This window comes from Priestia sp. 53B2 (genome assembly GCF_056099005.1).
In genome coordinates this window covers 23,280-42,847 of the sequence record NZ_JBLZXA010000015.1, presented here as the reverse complement: position 1 = coordinate 42,847, position 19,568 = coordinate 23,280, and the positions used below count along the sequence as shown (strand labels likewise).

General features: G+C 38.5%; 16 protein-coding genes. 2 read left to right on the top strand and 14 right to left on the bottom strand.

Features of this window, described 5'->3' with window-relative positions:
• Positions 1-54 precede the first annotated feature (54 nt).
• The 3 genes from ACN6NE_RS12440 to ACN6NE_RS12430 form a co-directional block, all read right to left on the bottom strand.
• Positions 55-876 (bottom strand): MerR family transcriptional regulator, encoded by an 822-nt coding sequence (locus ACN6NE_RS12440; protein ID WP_474325411.1) that lies wholly within the window; start codon positions 874-876, stop codon positions 55-57.
• Positions 877-939: 63 nt separating this feature from the next.
• Positions 940-1,953, bottom strand: coding sequence for an NAD(P)H-dependent flavin oxidoreductase (locus ACN6NE_RS12435; RefSeq protein ID WP_129705782.1), 1,014 nt, complete (start codon positions 1,951-1,953; stop codon positions 940-942).
• A 252-nt stretch (positions 1,954-2,205) separates the two neighbouring features.
• Positions 2,206-3,270, bottom strand: coding sequence for a lactonase family protein (locus ACN6NE_RS12430; protein ID WP_474325410.1), 1,065 nt, complete (start codon positions 3,268-3,270; stop codon positions 2,206-2,208).
• A gap of 333 nt (positions 3,271-3,603) precedes the next feature.
• On the opposite strand from ACN6NE_RS12430, the gene map reads away from it, so the two are divergent.
• Complete coding sequence (gene map, locus ACN6NE_RS12425; protein ID WP_025752900.1) at positions 3,604-4,350, top strand: type I methionyl aminopeptidase; 747 nt, start codon at positions 3,604-3,606, stop codon at positions 4,348-4,350.
• A gap of 26 nt (positions 4,351-4,376) precedes the next feature.
• Here map and ACN6NE_RS12420 read toward each other — a convergent pair whose 3' ends face one another.
• The 10 genes from ACN6NE_RS12420 to gatC all read right to left on the bottom strand — a co-directional run bounded on the left by ACN6NE_RS12420 (position 4,377) and on the right by gatC (position 17,457).
• Positions 4,377-6,182 (bottom strand): ATP-binding protein, encoded by a 1,806-nt coding sequence (locus ACN6NE_RS12420; RefSeq protein ID WP_474325408.1) that lies wholly within the window; start codon positions 6,180-6,182, stop codon positions 4,377-4,379.
• Between the two features lie 23 nt (positions 6,183-6,205).
• The gene (locus ACN6NE_RS12415) at positions 6,206-7,189 is read right to left on the bottom strand and encodes a BMP family ABC transporter substrate-binding protein (protein ID WP_129705776.1); all 984 of its coding nucleotides are present in this window, start codon (positions 7,187-7,189) and stop codon (positions 6,206-6,208) included.
• 172 nt (positions 7,190-7,361) lie between these two features.
• Positions 7,362-7,592 carry a helix-turn-helix domain-containing protein gene (locus ACN6NE_RS12410; RefSeq protein WP_013055062.1) on the bottom strand — a complete coding sequence of 77 codons (231 nt, stop codon included), beginning with the start codon at positions 7,590-7,592 and terminating at the stop codon, positions 7,362-7,364.
• 13 nt (positions 7,593-7,605) lie between these two features.
• The gene (locus ACN6NE_RS12405; RefSeq protein ID WP_129705774.1) at positions 7,606-10,344 is read right to left on the bottom strand and encodes a GTPase domain-containing protein; all 2,739 of its coding nucleotides are present in this window, start codon (positions 10,342-10,344) and stop codon (positions 7,606-7,608) included.
• 195 nt (positions 10,345-10,539) lie between these two features.
• The gene (locus ACN6NE_RS12400) at positions 10,540-11,355 is read right to left on the bottom strand and encodes a YitT family protein (protein ID WP_013055060.1); all 816 of its coding nucleotides are present in this window, start codon (positions 11,353-11,355) and stop codon (positions 10,540-10,542) included.
• Between the two features lie 256 nt (positions 11,356-11,611).
• A complete protein-coding gene (rlmD, locus tag ACN6NE_RS12395) occupies positions 11,612-12,985 on the bottom strand; it encodes a 23S rRNA (uracil(1939)-C(5))-methyltransferase RlmD (protein WP_129705772.1) in 1,374 nt (457 codons plus the stop codon).
• Between the two features lie 95 nt (positions 12,986-13,080).
• On the bottom strand, positions 13,081-14,013 hold the full coding sequence (locus ACN6NE_RS12390; protein WP_016762783.1) for a diacylglycerol kinase: 933 nt from the start codon (positions 14,011-14,013) through the stop codon (positions 13,081-13,083).
• Between the two features lie 234 nt (positions 14,014-14,247).
• A complete protein-coding gene (gatB, locus tag ACN6NE_RS12385) occupies positions 14,248-15,678 on the bottom strand; it encodes an Asp-tRNA(Asn)/Glu-tRNA(Gln) amidotransferase subunit GatB (RefSeq protein ID WP_013055057.1) in 1,431 nt (476 codons plus the stop codon).
• Between the two features lie 14 nt (positions 15,679-15,692).
• Positions 15,693-17,150 carry an Asp-tRNA(Asn)/Glu-tRNA(Gln) amidotransferase subunit GatA gene (gatA, locus tag ACN6NE_RS12380; protein ID WP_013055056.1) on the bottom strand — a complete coding sequence of 486 codons (1,458 nt, stop codon included), beginning with the start codon at positions 17,148-17,150 and terminating at the stop codon, positions 15,693-15,695.
• A gap of 16 nt (positions 17,151-17,166) precedes the next feature.
• On the bottom strand, positions 17,167-17,457 hold the full coding sequence (gatC, locus tag ACN6NE_RS12375; protein WP_013055055.1) for an Asp-tRNA(Asn)/Glu-tRNA(Gln) amidotransferase subunit GatC: 291 nt from the start codon (positions 17,455-17,457) through the stop codon (positions 17,167-17,169).
• A 365-nt stretch (positions 17,458-17,822) separates the two neighbouring features.
• On the opposite strand from gatC, the gene ACN6NE_RS12370 reads away from it, so the two are divergent.
• Positions 17,823-18,308 carry a DUF3920 family protein gene (locus ACN6NE_RS12370; RefSeq protein ID WP_129705769.1) on the top strand — a complete coding sequence of 162 codons (486 nt, stop codon included), beginning with the start codon at positions 17,823-17,825 and terminating at the stop codon, positions 18,306-18,308.
• Positions 18,309-18,362: 54 nt separating this feature from the next.
• Here ACN6NE_RS12370 and ACN6NE_RS12365 read toward each other — a convergent pair whose 3' ends face one another.
• On the bottom strand, positions 18,363-19,556 hold the full coding sequence (locus ACN6NE_RS12365) for a CamS family sex pheromone protein (protein ID WP_013055053.1): 1,194 nt from the start codon (positions 19,554-19,556) through the stop codon (positions 18,363-18,365).
• Positions 19,557-19,568 lie beyond the last annotated feature (12 nt).

Sequence of the window (19,568 nt, the reverse complement as noted above, 5' to 3'; positions counted from 1 at the left end):
TCCCTTCAGCAGTTTTACAATAGTCTTATCTTAAACCCTCCAGCTACTGGATAGTCAAGACGTAATTCGAATTTGAATTTCCGTCAGTCGCTCTTCTTCATGATGAGAAATAAAGGAATCTACAATCCGCCGAATTAAGAAAGGACCTTCTGCTTTGTATCCTTCCGCTTTAATAAAGTTCAGTAACGCATCGTAATAGACTCCTGTGGTATCTCTCTTTTCTCTCATATAAATAGATGCGTAATCGCCTTCAGGTATTAACGTAACGAGTTCATGCTTAAAAGAAACATCACTTTCGACCAATAAAAAAATGCCATCGTAATCTGTAAATTGTTGTTTTTTCGTGTTTTCTACCGATAGCATAAACCCTACTTTCCCAATCATAATCGGGGTAATATGGCTAATTTTCTTTTTTAAATCACGCAGAACACTTTCAGTCCCGTCTAACGTGCCTACCTCCGCTTTTACTTGAACAACCTCACGAGAAGAAAGGTGTTTGATGAACGGGACTCCTATTTGGTTAATATGTCTCGTCTGTTCTAATTCCTTCATTCGAGTTGTTAACTGCGCATTCACTCTTTGAAGGTGACGAATTTTTTCTTTTGTTACCTTCTGATATTCCGCTAAAGTTTCAATAAATTCATCCAAGCTGCTGTGCTCCATCTTTCTTTTAATTTCTTTTAACGGAACTCCCATCAGCTTTAAATAAACAATGATATCTAATTTCTTAAATTGTTCTAACGTATAATATCGATAACCGGTTTGTGGATCAACTTCGTAAGGCTCGAACAGGCCAATTTCATCATAATAGCGAAGTGTTTTAACCGGAATATCATGCAGTCTGGCCATTTGTCCAATCGTAAATTTGTTTTGCACTATAAGTTCACCTTCTTTATGTAAAGCGGCTTGCGCTTAAAGCAAGCAACACCTTAATTCTCATCATTCATTTAGTTCTTGTACAAGCTCTTCCACAATAAGATGTGCAGGCAGTTCTTTTGCCAGCGTAAATCCAGTTCCTGCCCACAAAGAAGCATACTCTGAATTATTCATTTGTGTAGCTTTTGCTCGAATAGGCTTTGTCATGTAATGAATATGAGGGTAGGCGGATGGTGCTGATTTATCATAGGAAATAAAAAAGGCATTCACAAATCCTCTAGCACGTTTCCCTGTAAAAGCTCGTGTGACACCTGTTTCATTAAAACGCTTTTGAAGAATGCTTTCTTTATGAAGAGCACTCGCTCCGCTTTCTGGACAACAAATAAAAGCCGTACCTAACTGGGCAGCAGAAGCCCCTTCTTGGAACACACGTTTTATGGCAGACCCCGTCATCAATCCTCCCGCAGCAATCAATGGCTTTTTGGTGATTGAGCGAACTTCTTTCAGCAATTTCATAAGCGGGTAATCCACCGAACTCTCTAAAAAAGTAGATCGATGGCCGCCGGCTTCAATGCCTTGCAAACATAGCGCATCCGCTCCTGCTCTCAAAGCCACTTCGGCTTCTTGAGGTGTTGTAACCGTAACGAAAACACGGCTTCCATTTTCTTTTAATCGTTCTATAATCTCTCGATCTGGACACCCAAATGTAAAGCTCACAGCAGATATCTGATGTTTTTGAATGATGTCGAGCTTAGCACTCCATTCATCATCATCATTCTTTGGTATACCAACTTGACACTCCAAATATTCAGCTGCTTTTGACAGTTCTTTTTGGTAACATTCAAGTGCATCAACTGCTATTTTTTCATTTGTCGGAACGAACAGATTCACTCCAAAAGGTTTTTTCGTAAGAGAGTGCATCTCTATAATTTCCTGCTCCAATTCACGCGCGCTTTTATATCCCGCAGCTAAAAACCCTAGCCCTCCGCTATTAGATACTGCTGCAGCTAGTTTAGGCGTCGAAACTCCTCCTGCCATGGGAGCTTGTACAATTGGATACTCACATATATTTTCCACACTTATCACCTCAGCCTTTCATGCGTTCTCTCTTCATTCTACTATAATCCCAGAAAAAAAAAGCCCTCCAAAAGGGCTTTTCTTCCATATATAGATAGATTATAAATGATGCTAAGGAACGCGCACTACCTGACTATTCCCTCAAAGGTTCACCTATGCGGATGGCACTAACCCCGCAAGGGGAGTGACAGCCGCTTAGGTTTGAAAGCCAGACCTGATTGTTCTTTGATCAGATCTGGCTTTCTACATCGATTACTTATAGTAGAGGAACTTTACGCACACAGCTTCTGGAACCGTAACGTTAGATTGAAGAAGCGTTAGCTTTCCACTTTCTTGGTCTCTTTCAAACAGTACCAAGTTTCCTGTTTCTTGATTAGACGCTACAATAAATTGTTCCGTTGGATCCAAAACAAAATCGCGCGGCCAGTCGCCTTCAGTGCCTGTCCATTCTACGAATGTTAACTGTCCAGAATCCTGATCTACTTTGAATGTTGCAATCGAGTTATGTCCGCGGTTTCCTGCATAGACAAAGCGGCCATCTGAAGAAATGTGGATCGCACTCCCTTGATTATTTTCTGTAAAATCAGCCGGGATCGCTAAAGTAGCTTGTTGTTGAGTAAAGCTTCCTTTGGTTTCGTCATAAGTTAAAAATAAAACTTCAGAGCTGAATTCTGTCATTGCATAGGCATAGCGGCCATTTGGATGGAACGTTAAATGTCTAGGGCCCGAACCAACAGATGTAGAAAGACTGTTGACTTCCTTCAATTTATTCTCTTCCACTTCATATGTCACGATTTCATCAATACCTAAGTCCACAACAGCCACGTGCTTTTCTCCAGGAGTAAAATCGGCATAGTGTACGTGTGGTTTTCCTTTTTGTCCTTTTTTGAGGTCTGAATGAGGATGTTCCACTACGGATGCTACATATTCAATTTCTCCTGTTTCTTCATTAACAGAATACGTCTCAACGCTCCCTTTATGAAAATTAGCAGATAAAACAAGCGTATTATCTTCATTCACTGAAACATAGCAAGGAGGCGCGCCGTCTAGCAGCTGTTTGTTTACAAATTTCAATTGCCCTGTGTTTGGGTCAATCTTAAAAGCAGCTACTCCGCCTTTTTCTCCTTCTTTAATAACTGTATAAAGATGTTCGTTGTCTTTGCTTGCATTTAAGTATGTAGGATTTTCAATTTTAGCCACGGCTTTTACTTCTACAATTTTTTTAGCCTTCGTATCTAACGTAAATGTATAGACACCTTCACTGCCTGCTTTTGTATATGTACCTGCAAATCCAATAAATTTTCCATGTTCACTCATTTTCCTATACCCCTCCTAAAGAATTGTTTTGTTTCATTTATTTTACTATATCATACCGCATTTGTTATAGAGAATGCTCCAATTCAACGTTCATTTATCAGTTTTCCCTACATGCCTATCGTCAAACCCTTCCTTTTTAAGCCTGCATCTTGCATTTTCCTACCATTGGGCGTTATGATTAAGGATGATTTTATATCGCCCCATAGCAGACGGCTTCTGTATTTCTTGGATTTTCAAATAAAGAAGAATGAACTGATGAATAGTCGACTTTCATCCCTATAACCGCTGCTTAACTTTTTTCGTAAAGTTACATCAAAAAAGGAGTGAACAACAATGATCACATTAAAAAGTGAACGCGAAATTAATTTAATGCACGAAGCAGGTAAATTATTAGCTTCTTGTCATAAAGAAATCGCTAAAATGATCAAACCAGGCATAACAACAATGCAAATTGATAAATTTGTTGAAGAATACTTAGCAAAGCACGGAGCAACGCCGGAACAAAAAGGATACAAAGGATATCAATATGCAACGTGCGCTTCTTTAAATGATGAAATTTGCCATGGTTTCCCAACAACTAAACCCTTAAAAGACGGTGATATCGTAACCATTGATATGGTTGTAAATTTAAACGGAGGCTTAGCAGATTCCGCATGGACTCATACCGTTGGAGACATTTCAGACGAAGCACAGCGTCTAGTAGATGTTACATACGAAGCGCTTTTAAAAGGAATCGAGCAAGCACAGCCAGGAAATCGTACAGGTGACATTGGCCACGCTATTCAAAGCTATGTAGAAGGCGAAAAATTCTCTGTGGTACGCGACTTCACAGGACACGGAATTGGAAATACCATGCACGAAGCACCTACAATTCTTCACTATGGAAAAGCTGGCAAAGGTACACGTTTAAAAGAAGGTATGGTTATTACAATTGAGCCAATGGTAAACGCTGGTACATGGCATTCTAAAATGGATAAAAACGGTTGGACGGCTCGTACAACAGACGGTAAATTATCCGCTCAATTTGAACATACACTTGCGATTACGAAAAACGGTCCTCTTATTTTAACAGCACATTAAAAAACAGCCCTTTTGAGGCTGTTTTCTTAATGCAGAGGGAATTTAATAACAAAAACTGTGCCGCGGGAAGAAGTAGATAATAATTTAATCTGTCCTCCGTGGCTTTCTAGAATACGCTGAGCAATTGGCAGACCAAGACCTGTTCCGCTATCTTTTGAAGTGTAAAACGGCTGGTACAGAGACTGCTGCATATGCAAAGGAATTCCTTTTCCAGTATCTTCAATGTATAGACAGTAGCTATCTTCATGAACCTGCGAGGAGATTGTAATGACTCCTTCTCCATCCATGGCTTCCATACTGTTTCGAATTAAATTATGAAGAACTTGTTTGATTTGTTTTTCATCTACTTTTAATATATACGGCTGCAGTTTCACATCGAAGATAAGCTTATCTTTTTCTGTAAATTTGCTTGAGTGAGTAATCAAAGGCAATAGCTCATTAATAATCTCCTGCATGCTGACTTTTTTCATCACCGGAGTCCCTGGTTTTGATAACAACAGCATTTCTTCAATGATGTAGTTAATCCTCTCTAGCTCTTTCATAAGCAGAGGCAGGTATAAACGCTTTTTCTCCTCATCAGAAAGAGACTGATTCATAAGAGATATAAATCCATGAATCACGGCAAGAGGATTACGAATCTCATGAGCGGCTCCGGCTGCCACTTCTCCAACTAGAGCGAGTTTCTCAGACTGATGCATTCGCTTTTCTAATTCTTCGGTATCGGATATATCAATGAAATAAAAAATTCTTCCGATGCTTTCGTTCTGCTCGTTAAACAGCTGGGTTTGAGAGGCTAAAAAGCAATAGCACGTCTCTTTCGTTTCAAAAAATACTTTTTTATTTTCGTGAATTTCTCCCGAATTCAACATGCTCCAAAATTCAGTATTATATTCAGGACATTCCTCCATATACCTGCAAATATCCTTTTCTTCGAGATCTAAAAACTGCTTTGCTGAGGTATTGGCAAATATACTATTTGTCTCATCTTCCATTGTAATAATTCCAACGGGCAGTGAATTTAAGATCTGCTGGCGATAAGCTTTATCTTTAATGATTTTCCAAAATGAATCTTCTAAACTAACCGACATTTGATTGATAGAAGCCGAAAGCTGCTTCAGCTCGATTTGCTTTGTGTCTTGAAGAACAAGACCGTATTCTCCGTCTGCAATGTCATTCACTTTTTCAATCATTTGTTCAATTGGTTTCGTAAGGCTCGCACTCATGCGATAAGAAACATAAAGAGAAGCCACAATAGCACTTACTGTTAAAATTAATAATAAAATTAATGAATCTTTAATAATGACAGACAGTGTATCTGATAGTGTATCAAGTGAATCAACTGTCTCTTCTTTTGAACTATTAATATCTTTTTTTATCTGATGCAAATCCGGCAAATAATTTTCATTAAGATACTCTTTTGCTCCCTCTATATCCCCATACTTCAGCAGGCCTTGCACGTTATTAGAAATCTTAAAATCCAGCAGCTCAATTTTTTCCTTCAGTGGAATCAACGATTTTGGCACAGGCTGCTTATATCTTTCATTATTTTCGATAACTCGTTTATCATATGATTGATATTCTTCTATCAAAGAGACAGTGGGGTTCTTTAGATTATTTTTCACAATGTATTCTTTTATGTTCAGCTGCTCTTCCCAATAAGAAAGCCACACCATTTGAGGAACATCTTCATCTTTAATTTCGTTGCTTACATGATTCATTTTATCAACGGCATGCACTAAAACTAAAGAGAACCCGCTTAACATGAATGTAATCAAAAGAAGAATCGTTAATATTTGGCTACGGAATGACATGTTGCGAAATAATTGATTCATAATCATCTCTTTCTTTTTCATAGTTACTTCGGCTGTGTAGACATTCTAACTTTCGAATATAAAATTTGTTTTTCCCGTTTACTGTACATCGGTCCAAAAGGTGCTAGTTTATAAACACTGTCCTTGGCGTCAAGTTTGACTTCTCCAGTTGGAAGACCCTTTTTACTGAAATAGTCTTTCATAATCACGTTGTAAGCTTGGGGAACATCATTGATCACACTTGTTAAAATAACAGACCTACCCATGTACGCCTGATCATCTAAATATCCTATTACGTATATTCCTTGTGCTTTCGCTTCTTGAATAACTTCTTGATTATACGAATTCCCTTTAGCATAGACGACATCGACGCCTTCATCTTTTAACTCACGGAGCAGCTTTACTGCTTTTGCTCCATCGTCTCGGCTGTTTACAACTCGATAATAAAAAGCAATCGATGGATTATACGCTTTAATTCCTTGTTCAAATCCTAGATTCTTTTCTTTGGCAAATGTATCAATTAATCCAATTTTTTTCGTTTGTGTCTTCATGGCAGCTGCCGTACCTGCCAGATACTCTATTTTGGTTTGATCAAATGTATATACCGTTTGGTTTTTATAAGTTGAAGTACCGTGAATGGTGACGAAATGAACATGAGGATACTTAGGAGCGAGTTCTGTAAAAACGGTAGAAAATTCTCTTCCATGTCCAATTACCACTTTTGTTCCACTTTGAATAACTTTTTCAGCAGCTTCCTTCATTTTTTGGTTCGTATTTACTTCGCTAATAACTTGAGCCGAAACAGGGTACTGCTGCTCGATGTTGATTTTTCCTTTATAAGCTAGACTGCCCCAGCTTTGATCTGTAAGTACATCAGAAGTGAGAATTGCAACGCTTGTGTTTTCTACTTTTTTTGTCGTTTGCTGACTTATAATCCCTTGTGTTTTCGAAATAATAATAATTAAAAACGCAGCCACAACAATCAGGGCAAGCAATAAAATCAGCCTTAACTGTCTTGATCGTTGCATAGACCTTCTCCTTTTTGTTTAGCATACTTTCATTATATAAAAAAAGCATCTAAAAAGACTACATCTTTAACGAAATTCCAACTTTTTTCGACATTTCTTTCATATCTTACCTTTTTTAACACTTTCATTCCAAAAGAAAAAAGCAGAAAACATCTGTTTTCTACTTCTGCCTTCAATCTTCATCTTTTACGTCCATATCTTCAGGGATAGGCTCATTTAGGTATTCTTCAATTTGTTTTTTGTACTTTTCCATTTGCTCTAAATGGGTGTTGAACTGCTCTTTATTTAATAAGTAGTTTTCACCATCAAATATAGCTCGTACTTTTCCTTCTTGAATCAATTTCTGCACATATTCTTCAGGAAAAGATAGATACTCTGCTGCTTCTTTTATCGTTAAATACATCCTGCTCCACCTTTTATACGTTGTAGTGTACTTCTTCTGTAGCTTTAACCATTAGCTCATACTGACGCAAGCTCAGCTGGAATAATGTTAAAGGATCATAGTAAGCTTCAGGATTGGCTTTCATATGACTTAACACGTCTTGATTTTCATTAATATGCGCCTGTGTTTCTTCAATCGTCTCTTTTAAAACCTCTTTTGGCTTTTCAAAGAATAGTTCAATATCAACTTCTAAATTTTTCTCAAATAAATTAAATTGCATAAAAAACTTTGCCAGCATTGATTCTGTAATATCTTGATAGTCTTGACTTTCAATGTACTTTTTATATTGGTTATAAAGCAGCGTTTGGTTTTGAAGAATGGAAGAAAACAGTTTTCCTGCTCCTTTTAACAAGAGCTGCGTTGGATTAACGCGAAGTAAAATATTTTCTTCATCCAGCTGAACCCGATTAGCCATACGATTAACGTCGCGTCGCCAGTCGTCCAGCACTTTAAAATCGCAGTCTAACGTTAATTTTTGCTCATTGTACATCTTATTTAATGACTCTGCTACTTCTTCAATATCTACTTGACTCGCAATCAGCTCTTCATTTGATGTAGCAATCCAGTCCTTTAAAGAAATGCGGAACTTGGGCAGGACATCTTGCTGCAAGTGCTCTTCCACGCGCATATTCATTTGTTTATTCAGCTCAATATGAACCGTACTAAAATCACTGTCTTCCTTCACTAATTCTGAAGACTTTTTGAGTAAACGAGGAATTTTATTTTTTAGCTTTTTGCTAATATCCTCTTTGATGCCGTGATAAGCCGAAACAATACTACTCGCTTTTTCTTGTTCTAAGTCATCCACTCGATGCAAGAAGCCATTTAATCGCACAAGCATATCTTCGTTCCATTTAATGCTTTCAATCAAATGATTTTCTGTTTGATTTCTCTTCTCCACTAAGCTCTTTAGCATGCTTTGAATGAAGAACAGCAGTCTGCGCGCACGCTCTTCTACTCCAACGTCGTTTGGATCGTAATAGAAATTAGCTTTAATAAACTGAGCCAAGTCTCCGTGGTGCTGACTCGATACGTAGTGAGGCGTATAGGCTAATACATGTGCCTGCGGGAAATCAGCTCCAATGCTTGCTTCAAATTCTTTTGTAATTCGCTCAATCGTTGCTTGATTATAAAGACTGTCCATATTGTTGATGACAAAATGAACTGGCGTATTTGGCGCATGCTCTTTAATCTCCAGCAATAATTCTCTTTCTTCATCAAGCAGCGATTCTTTTGCATCAAGCACAAACAGTAAACCATCTGCTAAAGGAGCATATTTAAATGCATCCTGCTCACGTGCCTCTTGTTCTGTAAAGCTTGGCGTAACAATGCATGAACAATTATGCTTATCAAGGAACACAAAAGGTTTTTTCACTTCTACAAGCGCCTGGTGAGGAGATTGCTCCGCTCCGTCAATCGTTTCCATCGGAATGATTTCTTGATCAGCGATTTGCTGGATAGATTCTTCCTCATCATGAATGAACACAAAGGTTGTTTCGTGATTTTGCGGTACCTTTTCTTCTGTAATCGATCCCACAAATGAAGACGTTGCAGCATTTGTTCCTGTAATTAATAAGTGTGTCGTATGAGCATCTAATAAAAAATCTACCCACCATTTAAAGGTGTGCCCCACTTCTAAACCATTTTCATTAGCCCATTTAATAATGCCATGGCAAAGCTTGTAGTGATATTCAAGACCATCAATGTCGTTACGCGCCTCAAAAATTAATCTGCCTGCATTTTCGATTGTAATGGTATCAATAGTTGACGGAAACTTTTCATTCCATGAAAGCACGGCCGCAGACGGAAATAACGCACGTGACTTATTGGTAATTTTAAGCCAGTTTGTTAATACGTTTGGAATGACTTCATGCAATTCCTTTACAGAATGATCACTTTCCATTAGGTCGGTGTACGTCTCTTGATATAGAGTGGAAATCTCCTGCCAATAATCATAGAGGCCCACTTCAATATTCAAGAAAATATCATTGATGGTTTTAATCCAAGCAAGATAAGGAGGCTGGCTCTTATATTGTTTCCATAAAGCTGAGACAAGCTGTTTGAAATACACTTGATCCACTTTGTAAAATGCAATCATCACTTGATAAAAATAGTTAGGGATAAAGTTTGCTGTATATCCTTTATCTACGTAAGTCTTTAATACCGCAAACCAATTTAACGATTCTGTCCGAATACACTCATCTACCGCAAGCTCCACTGCGCTGTTAAAGTCCTCTTGCTCTTCATAAAATCTGCGTGCAATCGCCGTGACGTTTGGATAATCCGGCTGAGAAGCAACCAACTCGTTAATGACTTCATAAGCTCGTTCAATATTGTTATGGTCCGTATAAAGCGAAAACAGCTTTAGCGCTATTTCAGCTTTTAATACTTTTGAATCCGTTTCGATGGATAGGTAAAGCTCTTCAGCTAGCGTAGACAACCCCAATTCATAATGCGCGTCGGCTGTATTTTTCTTCGCCCACAGCTTAAATTCACCATTTACATTCTCCCACTTAAAAATCGCGGACTCAAAATCTTGATTATGGAAGTACACTTCTCCCTGGGCTAAGCGAACGAGAGATAAGTCGTACCACTCTTTTTGCTGCTCTTCGTAATAAGCTTGTCCAAGGACCTTTACAGGCGGCTGATTTTCATTTTCTTGCATAAACGTTTCGTAATATTTCTTTTTCGTTAACTGATATTCTACCGTCATATAGTCTCTCCTTTTTGATGTCAATATTTTATGTACTCTATCAAATTCCCGTTTTTATACTTTTTATACACGATATTTTCTTACTCATATTTTACGCAAAAAAAGCCTCAAGAACTACTCTTAAGGCTTTTTTTATAACTTTTATACTATAAAAATGGCTATTTATCATAAATCAGCGCTGAAATAACAGATAAATTAATAAGCATCCCGTCGAAACAGCCCCATTACTTCTACCGTTTCTGTAATATTTACGAAAGCTTCAGGATCCACCGATTGAATTAACTGCTTGAGGTTTGCAAGCTCATAGCGTGAAATAACCGTCATTAATATTTTACGGTCTTCTCTTGAATAAGCTCCTTCACCGTTCATTAACGTCACGCCGCGCACCAAATTCGTAAGAAGCTGCTGCTTCATTTCTTCGCCTTTTCTCGTAATAATGGTTAACGTGAGCTTAATATGGCGAGTATGAATCGCATCCACTACTTTTCCTGTGACGAAAATCGAAAGCATCGTATATAAAGCCGCGTCCCAATTCACAAAAAAACCTGAAACAAATACAACCACGGCATTCATCGCTGATAATATAGCGCCAAGCGGAAATTCTTTTTTATGCGTAAGAAGCATCGCAATAATATCAAATCCACCTGTCGAAGCCGACTGACGAAAAACAAACCCTACGCCAATTCCAGTTAAAACTCCTCCAAAAACAGCTGACAGAATAGGATCTGTACTAACAGCTCTCAAGGGAATCACGTATAAAGCAATTGATAAAGCCACAACGGACAGCAGCGTATGTAAAACAAACCGCTTTCCTAACTTCATAAAACCAATAATTAAAAGGGGTAAATTCAACAAAAAATTCATTGTTCCCGTACTTGCAGGCGTTAAAATTCCTATAATCATAGCAATACCGCTAATACCGCTGCTTAGTACTTTATGGGGGATTAAAAACCAATTGTATGCAAATCCAATTAACACAGAACCTGCTATAATAGCAATTGCTCTATACATGATGTCCCTTCACCTCTTACCACAAATATAATGTTTTCATTTATTGCTTCTTTATTATAATTCCTAAAATATTGAAAACCTTAAAAAAAGTATATTCAGAAATTTGCTGTGTTGGTGAGGTGGACAAATGGCAAAATAAAACGGACATATAAGCAGTTAATGCTTTTAGTATAGAAATTCTGACTTTACTTTTTTCATACTTGTTTAAGCAAAAAAAAGCTGCTACCTTTACTAAGATAGCAGCTTTGATGAAGAGTTATTTTAATTTTAATACCGCCACATTCTCCACATGCGTCGTATGCGGAAACATATCAACAGGCTGAACTTCAACCGTCTCATATCCGCCTTTTTCTAAAATAGCTAGGTCACGTGCAAGAGTTGCTGGTCCGCATGAAACATAGACAACTTTTTTCGGTTTCATGTCAATGATGGTATTCAAAAGAGCTTCGTCGCATCCTTTTCGCGGCGGATCTACGACGATGACGTCCGCTTTGATGCCTTGTTTGTACCAGTTTGGAATGACGACTTCTGCTTCGCCTACTTCAAATTCAGCGTTGTGAATACCGTTTAGCTCAGCGTTGCGCTTTGCATCCTCAATCGCTTCAGGCACGATTTCAACGCCATATACTTTTTTCGCTTTTTGAGCGAGAAATAATGAGATTGTTCCGATTCCACAGTAGGCGTCAATTACCGTTTCTTCTCCTGTTAAATCTGCATACTCAAGCGCTTTGTCATAAAGCACTTTCGTTTGCTCAGGGTTTACTTGGTAGAATGATTTTGCTGAAATGGCAAATTTAATGTCGCCGATATAGTCGTAAATATATTCTTCTCCCCAAAGTACGTTCGTTTGGTTCCCTAAAATGACGTTAGTGCGCTTGCTGTTTACGTTTTGAACAATTGATTTCACGCTGGGTACGGCTTCGATAATGTCTTCTATAATACGCTTTTTGTTTGGCAGCTCAGCTGTACGAGTCACAATGACAACCATAATTTCACCCGTTACAAGTCCGTAGCGCGCCATGATATGACGAAGCGAGCCTTTATGTTTTTGTTCTTGATAAGCAGAAACGCCATGCTTTTCACAGATTGATTTGACAGCTTGAACAACATCATCATTTGCCTGCTGCTGAATCAAACAGGCATCCATGTTAATGATGTCGTGGCTTCGCTGCTGATAAAACCCAGCGACCAAACCGCCTTCTCGTTCTGCTACGGGAACTTGAGCTTTGTTTCGATAGCGCCAAGGATCGTTCATTCCTAGCGTCGAATGTACCGGAACGTCAGGTAAATGACCAATTCGCGCCATGACGTCTTTTACTTGCTTTTGTTTAAATTGCAGCTGTCCTTCATAGCTTACATGCTGCAGCTGACAGCCTCCGCACTGCTTGTAGACCGGACAGGGTGCTTCAACACGCTGTTCACTAATTGTATGGTGTTTGATAAGCTTGCCAAACGCATAGCCTTTTTTTACTTTAATGACTTTTACTTGGCCGCTTTCGCCGGGCAACGCATTTTGAACGAAAACAGGAAATCCGTTCACTTTCGCTACACCCGCTCCGTCATGCGTTAAATCTTCAAACGCAACATCTATATATTCATTTTTTTCTACAGGTGGTTTTAATTTTTCCATTTATCGTTACATCCTTTTAGTCATTTGAAAATGCTGAACTGATTGTACCATAAGAGCGAAAGCCAAACAAAGAAAAGCATGAAAAAAGATCGCAATTAGGCGATCTCATTTTTTTCCATCAATTCAGCTGTTGCTTTTGGAACAAAGATTTCTACATGGCGATATAAGTTTACAAATTCCCCAGGCAATAACCCTCCGTACTCGCCATCTAGATTTAGCTGCATTTTATCATTCGTATGAATTTTAACACGGTTCGCTTTTGTATAAATAATATGAGGATCATTGATATGTTCTCCTCGCAGCGCAAGTGTCGCAATTCGAATAAATTCAGCTAAATTTGCTTTCTTTAAAATAATCAAATCAAACATACCGTCATCTAAAGAAGAATCTGGTGCCAGCTTTTCAAAGCCGCCGACTGAGTTCGTTAAGGAAACGAGGAAGAACATAATCTCGCCGCCAAAGAATTTTCCGTCATACTCAATTTCAACAGATGTTGGTTTAATAGAAGGAAGCATTTCCATGCCTTTTAAATAGTAAGCTAGCTGTCCAAGCATTGTTTTTAACTTGCTTGGCACTTCATATGTTAATTCAGTTAAACGGCCGCCTCCGGCGATATTTACAAAGTAATGCGTTTCTCCGTCGTTTGTTACACAGCCCAAGTCAATTGGCTTTGTTACGCCTTCTACAATGACATCAATAGCGCCTTCAATCGTGCGCGGCACATTAATGGCACGAGCAAAGTCATTGGTTGTTCCAACAGGAATAATACCTAGCTGCGGGCGATAGTCTTGTCCGGCAATACCGTTTACGACTTCATTGATGGTACCGTCTCCACCGGCTGCAATTACAACGTCAAAACGACGTTCTACCGCTACTTTAGCAGCTTCTGTTGCATCACCAGCACAAGTTGTAGCATGACAAGATGTTTCGTAGCCTGCTTGCTCTAGCTTTTGCAAGACTTCCGGTAAGTTTTTCTTAAAAATTTCACGGCCCGATGTCGGGTTATAAATAATTCTCGCTCTTTTCATATTCATCATCCTAATAATGATAATTTGTCACAAATCTTTGCCTACTTTTATCAGTGAAAGAATGCCCCCTCACATTACATCATCAACAAGAGGGGGCATGAACAAACATATTATAAAGAAATTAACCTTGATATACAATATTCACGTTTCGGTTTTTATTCATACCTTCAGCGCGATCGCCCTTACTCATAATAAATGTGAGATGGATATCCACCTCACATTTAGTTATCAAATTTAGCGTTTATTAATTTCTTCTAAAAGAATTTTATTAACCATCGGTGGGTTCGCTTGGCCTTTTGAAGCTTTCATAATTTGACCAACTAAGAAGCCAATTGCACGATCCTTACCGTTTTTGAAATCTTCAATAGATTGAGGGTTTGCATCTAATGCATCTGTTACAAATTTACGTAAAGTTGCATCATCTGAAATTTGTACAAGACCTTTTTCTTTTACAATTTTCTTTGCATCTCCGCCATTTTCAATTAATTCTTTGAATACTTTTTTCGCAATTTTAGACGAAATTGTACCTTCTTGAATTAATTGAATCATACCAGCTAGACCTTCAGGTGTTAAGGCTACATCTGAAAGTTCTTTTTGGTTTGAGTTTAAGTAAGCAGAAACTTCACCCATTAACCAGTTAGAAGATAGCTTCGCGTCTCCGCCCGCAGCAAGCGTTGCTTCAAAGAAATCAGACATTTCTTTTGTTAGCGTTAATACCATTGCATCATAAGCAGGTAAACCAAGCTCTTCTACATAGCGCTTTTTACGAGCATCTGGAAGTTCAGGAATCGAAGCACGAACGCGTTCTTTCCACTCTTCGTCAATGTGTAATTCTAATAAGTCAGGCTCTGGGAAGTAGCGGTAGTCGTCAGATCCTTCTTTTACACGCATTAGAATTGTTTCGCCCGTAGACTCGTCAAAACGGCGTGTTTCTTGCTCGATTAAACCACCAGACAATAACACTTTTTCTTGACGAATTTCTTCGTGTTCAAGACCGCGGCGCACATAGTTAAATGAGTTTAAGTTCTTTAACTCAGCTTTTGTACCGAACTCTTCTTGTCCAACTGGACGTAAAGAAATATTGGCATCACAGCGAAGTGAACCTTCTTCCATTTTACAGTCAGATACGCCTGTATATTGAATAATTGATTTTAATTTTTCTAAATAAGCATATGCTTCTTCAGGAGAACGCATATCTGCTTCTGATACAATCTCAATTAGAGGTGTACCTTGACGGTTGAAGTCTACTAGTGAATAGCCATCGCCTGTATGCGTTAACTTACCAGCATCTTCTTCTAAATGAAGTCGGTTGATACGAATACGCTTCGTTTCACCTTTAACTTCTACTTCAATCCAACCGTTCTCGCCAATTGGTTTATCAAATTGAGAGATTTGATAAGCTTTTGGGTTATCCGGATAGAAATAGTTTTTACGGTCAAACTTTGTATCTGTTGCGATTTCACAGTTTAGCGCAAGCGCTGCTTTCATTGCAAAATCAACTGCTTCTTTGTTTAACACAGGTAATACGCCAGGATAACCTAAGTCAATTACACTTGTGTTAGCATTTGGAGCCGCACCAAATGCGTTTGGACTTGCTGAGAAAATTTTAGATTTTGTCTTAAGCTCAACGTGTACTTCAAGACCAATAATCGTTTCAAAGTTCATCTTTATCTCACCCCTTACAGTGCTGGTTTCGCTTTATGATGCTCAGTTGCTTGTTCGAATGCATGAGCAACACGATAGATTGTGCTTTCGTCGAAATGCTTACCGATAATTTGTAACCCTAATGGCAATCCATTTGATAAGCCGCAAGGCACAGAAATACCAGGTACTCCAGCAAGGTTTACTGGGATTGTTAAAATATCGTTTGCATACATTGTTAATGGATCGTCTGTTTTCTCACCAATTTTGAATGATGGAGTTGGTGTAGTCGGTCCAATGATAACGTCATAGTTTTCAAATACAGACTCAAAGTCTTGCTTAATTAACGTACGTACTTGCTGTGCTTTTTTGTAGTAAGCATCATAATAACCAGAGCTTAACGCAAATGTTCCAAGCATGATACGGCGTTTTACTTCGTTTCCAAAGCCTTCGCTTCGAGACTGCTTGTACATTTCGATTAAGTTCTCAGCATTATCTGTACGATATCCGTAGCGAACGCCGTCAAAACGAGATAAGTTAGCAGAAGCTTCAGAAGAAGATAATAGATAATACGTAGCTAATGCGTATTTAGAGTGTGGAAGCGATACTTCTTCCCAAGTTGCGCCTAGTCCTTCTAACACTTTTAGTGCATCTAGAACAGACTGGCGAGCTTCTTCGCCCACACCTTCGCCTAAGTATTCTTTTGGAACAGCAATTTTAAGACCTTTTACGTCACCTGTTAAAGCAGATACATAATCCGGTACATCAACATTAGCAGAAGTAGAATCCATTGGGTCTACGCCTGAAATTGCTTGAAGTAAGTATGCATTATCTTCAACAGAATTTGTGATTGGTCCGATTTGATCTAAAGAAGATGCAAATGCCACTAATCCGTAACGAGATACGCGACCATACGTTGGTTTTAATCCGACAACACCGCAATAAGCAGCCGGCTGACGAATTGAACCACCTGTATCAGAACCTAAAGAAAACGGAACTTCGCCTGCTGCTACAGCTGCAGCTGAACCACCGCTAGATCCACCTGGTACGTAATCTAAATTCCATGGGTTGCGCGTTAACTGAAGACCTGAGTTTTCAGTTGAAGAACCCATTGCGAATTCATCCATATTTAATTTACCGATGGTTACCGCTTCAGCTGCCTGCAATTTTTGAACAACTGTTGCATCATAAATCGGATCAAAGTTTGCTAGAATTTTACTAGAACAAGTTGTACGTAAATCTTTTGTGACAATATTATCTTTTACACCGATTGGCATACCAAATAATAGGCCAAATTCATCTTTTGTTTGTAGTGCTTCATCTAGCTCTTTTGCATAAGCACGAGCATTGTCTTCATTAAGCGCTAAGAACGCACCTACTTTATCATCTACTTCATTAATACGTTTATATGATTCGTCTACTAAATCTTGTACACGTACTTCTTTCTTGTGTAAAAGGCTATGTAGTTCTGAAAGTTTACGATCGAATAAAGACATCGTAAAGCCTCCTTCCTTATTCTAAAATAGTTGGTACTCGAATGTAGCCATCCTTATGGTCTGGCGCATTTTTTACTACGTCTTCAATTGGTAAACCTTTAGCTGGCTTATCTTCACGCATTACGTTTTTCATATCCAATACGTGAGAAGTTGGTTTTACATTTGTAGTATCTAACTCATCTAATTGTTCTGCATATGTAATAATAGCATCTAATTGTTTTGTAAATAGTTCTGCTTCGTCATCCGTCACCGCAAGTCTCGCTAAGTTTGCAACGTGTTTTACTTGATCAACAGAAATTCTTGACATGTTCCTTCACCTCCGAATATTCGTCCCACTACAATATACTGATAATACCAAACTTCACTAGCAACAGGCAACATTTCTGAGACTAGTTCCTAAAATATTAAAAACCCCGCCAGGCAAGACAGGGCTTACATTTATCACTTCTATTTTATACCAAATCTATTTCATTCAAACAACATTCCATACTTTTCCTTCGTCATAAAATATTTCTCTCTTGCATAGGTATAAAATAACCTTCTTTTTAGAAAAGATAGATAGAAAGAGAAACATGCTTCAGATGAACACACCACCATGTTTTAATTTCACTAGTCTTTGGGAAAGTAAAGAAAACGAATAACTACTTTACCGTAAAAGAGGTGCTATAAAAATTGAATAAAATACTTATACAGTCAGTCATCCACCAGCGCCCTGTGTATCAGCAAAGCGGAAGATGGTTTGTATTAGATGAAGAATTCAAGTGGGATTTGTCCACCTTGCAAAAAGATGTTTTTGCTTGTTTAAATAAAGCCTTTCATATTCCTATAATTTTTTGTGATTCATGCGAAGCCAATAAAATTGTCTCCGCTCTTGGAGAAGAAGAAGCGGAATACCTGCAGTTTGCATCAGGCGTTTACTGGCGAGAAGTCGGCATTATATTTATTTTTAAATTTGATGACTATCTTCCGCTTATTGAAACGATCTTTCATGAGCTGCGCCACTATATTCAAGATCACATCCCTTATTATCAAAAAGAATTTGAGCTTGATAAAAAGCGCCCGTATGAAGAGCGGACAACCGAACAAGATGCGTTTGCATTTGCTGCTTATTATCTTTCTAAGTTTACAAGACAAAGTTCTCATGCCATTCCTTCATAGGAGGCAATTTCATAGAATTAGAAAAAGACACTGCTTGAGCAGTGTCTTTTTTGCTTACTCTTCGTAAATATGAACGAACGGCTTGTCCTCATCTGCTTTTCTAACAATGAGAGCTTCCGGTCCGCTTACTGAGTTAATAGAGATACTCGTTTCCATATATGAAGGGAAATGATCAAGCATTAAACCAGCAACATACTGAGTAAATCCTACAATTTCACCTTTTCCGTAAAATTGGACGGGAATATCAATCGTCATTTTTTGAAGCTGTCCATCTTTGTAATACCCTTTCCCTACTACGCTTGTAAAGTTCGGGAAGTAGTCTTCGATTTGCGCTTTGAACTCATCAAATTTCATCGCATCATCTCGGTGATCTTTTGTTGCATCTGATGATGGGAATAAATAATATTTCTCGTCTAAATCATCCCAGCTGCCAACGGCCGTATCATTTGAACCTGCATTTCCGACAGCCATAAAGTTACCTGGCGTTAAAGAAGCCTTAGCACTTTGTTTAAATAACGCTACTCGAATTGGAACGTTTTCTAAGCCCTTGATATTACGCATTCGCTGCACAATTTCATCGGCCATCTTTTTGCCTTGCTCTTCAATATTTTTATCAGTTAGTTGTTTTTCACGAGCATAACCATTTTCTTCTGTATAATAATGAACAGAATTCATCGCCAGGCCAATTGTGACGCCTCCAAGTTTGACCTTGTCGTCTCCGTCTTGAATAAGGTAGTCTTGCTCAGTAATGTTCGCTAAGTACATTGGGCTTGTTTCGTTACGAGTTTTCAAATCGCCTTTTTCCGTATCGATTGGATTTAACCCATTGTTTTTAAGCTTCTTTTTCGCCGTAGCATCTTTTGTTTTGCTTTGAAGATCTTTAAACTGTTTATCGCTCAGCTTACGGCTTAACCATGAGCGAATAGTATCTTTATCAAGGTACTGGCCTTCTTGATACACATATTTTTTCGGAGAATAGCTATCTGTCGATAAGCGCATTAAGCCTGTTTCAAATTCTTGCGCATCCAAGCGGTTGTTTAAGTTTGCTGCGACTAAGCCTCTTGCCACTCCCGCTTTAAATGGAAGAATTGTTCGGTAATAATCATCTGAAATACTATACTTCGGAATAACTGCTTTTTCTTTCTTGTTGTTGGTTTGTTGAACAGTCTCTTTATCGTCCGAAAGGTTCGGTGCACACGCTGAAGTTACAAGCATGACCGCAAGAGAAAGTAACAATATCTTTTTCAACTACACACACCT

What these genes read in the sequence shown, in the direction of transcription:
- gatA (WP_013055056.1), bottom strand. Translation starts at nt 17,150, where the DNA reads ATGTCTTTATTCGATCGTAAACTTTCAGAACTACATAGCCTTTTACAC.
- gatC (WP_013055055.1), bottom strand. Translation starts at nt 17,457, where the DNA reads ATGTCAAGAATTTCTGTTGATCAAGTAAAACACGTTGCAAACTTAGCG.
- ACN6NE_RS12420 (WP_474325408.1), bottom strand. Translation starts at nt 6,182, where the DNA reads ATGAATCAATTATTTCGCAACATGTCATTCCGTAGCCAAATATTAACG.
- ACN6NE_RS12400 (WP_013055060.1), bottom strand. Translation starts at nt 11,355, where the DNA reads ATGTATAGAGCAATTGCTATTATAGCAGGTTCTGTGTTAATTGGATTT.
- gatB (WP_013055057.1), bottom strand. Translation starts at nt 15,678, where the DNA reads ATGAACTTTGAAACGATTATTGGTCTTGAAGTACACGTTGAGCTTAAG.
- ACN6NE_RS12410 (WP_013055062.1), bottom strand. Translation starts at nt 7,592, where the DNA reads ATGTATTTAACGATAAAAGAAGCAGCAGAGTATCTATCTTTTCCTGAA.
- ACN6NE_RS12430 (WP_474325410.1), bottom strand. Translation starts at nt 3,270, where the DNA reads ATGAGTGAACATGGAAAATTTATTGGATTTGCAGGTACATATACAAAA.
- ACN6NE_RS12415 (WP_129705776.1), bottom strand. Translation starts at nt 7,189, where the DNA reads ATGCAACGATCAAGACAGTTAAGGCTGATTTTATTGCTTGCCCTGATT.
- map (WP_025752900.1), top strand. Translation starts at nt 3,604, where the DNA reads ATGATCACATTAAAAAGTGAACGCGAAATTAATTTAATGCACGAAGCA.
- rlmD (WP_129705772.1), bottom strand. Translation starts at nt 12,985, where the DNA reads ATGGAAAAATTAAAACCACCTGTAGAAAAAAATGAATATATAGATGTT.
- ACN6NE_RS12405 (WP_129705774.1), bottom strand. Translation starts at nt 10,344, where the DNA reads ATGACGGTAGAATATCAGTTAACGAAAAAGAAATATTACGAAACGTTT.
- ACN6NE_RS12390 (WP_016762783.1), bottom strand. Translation starts at nt 14,013, where the DNA reads ATGAAAAGAGCGAGAATTATTTATAACCCGACATCGGGCCGTGAAATT.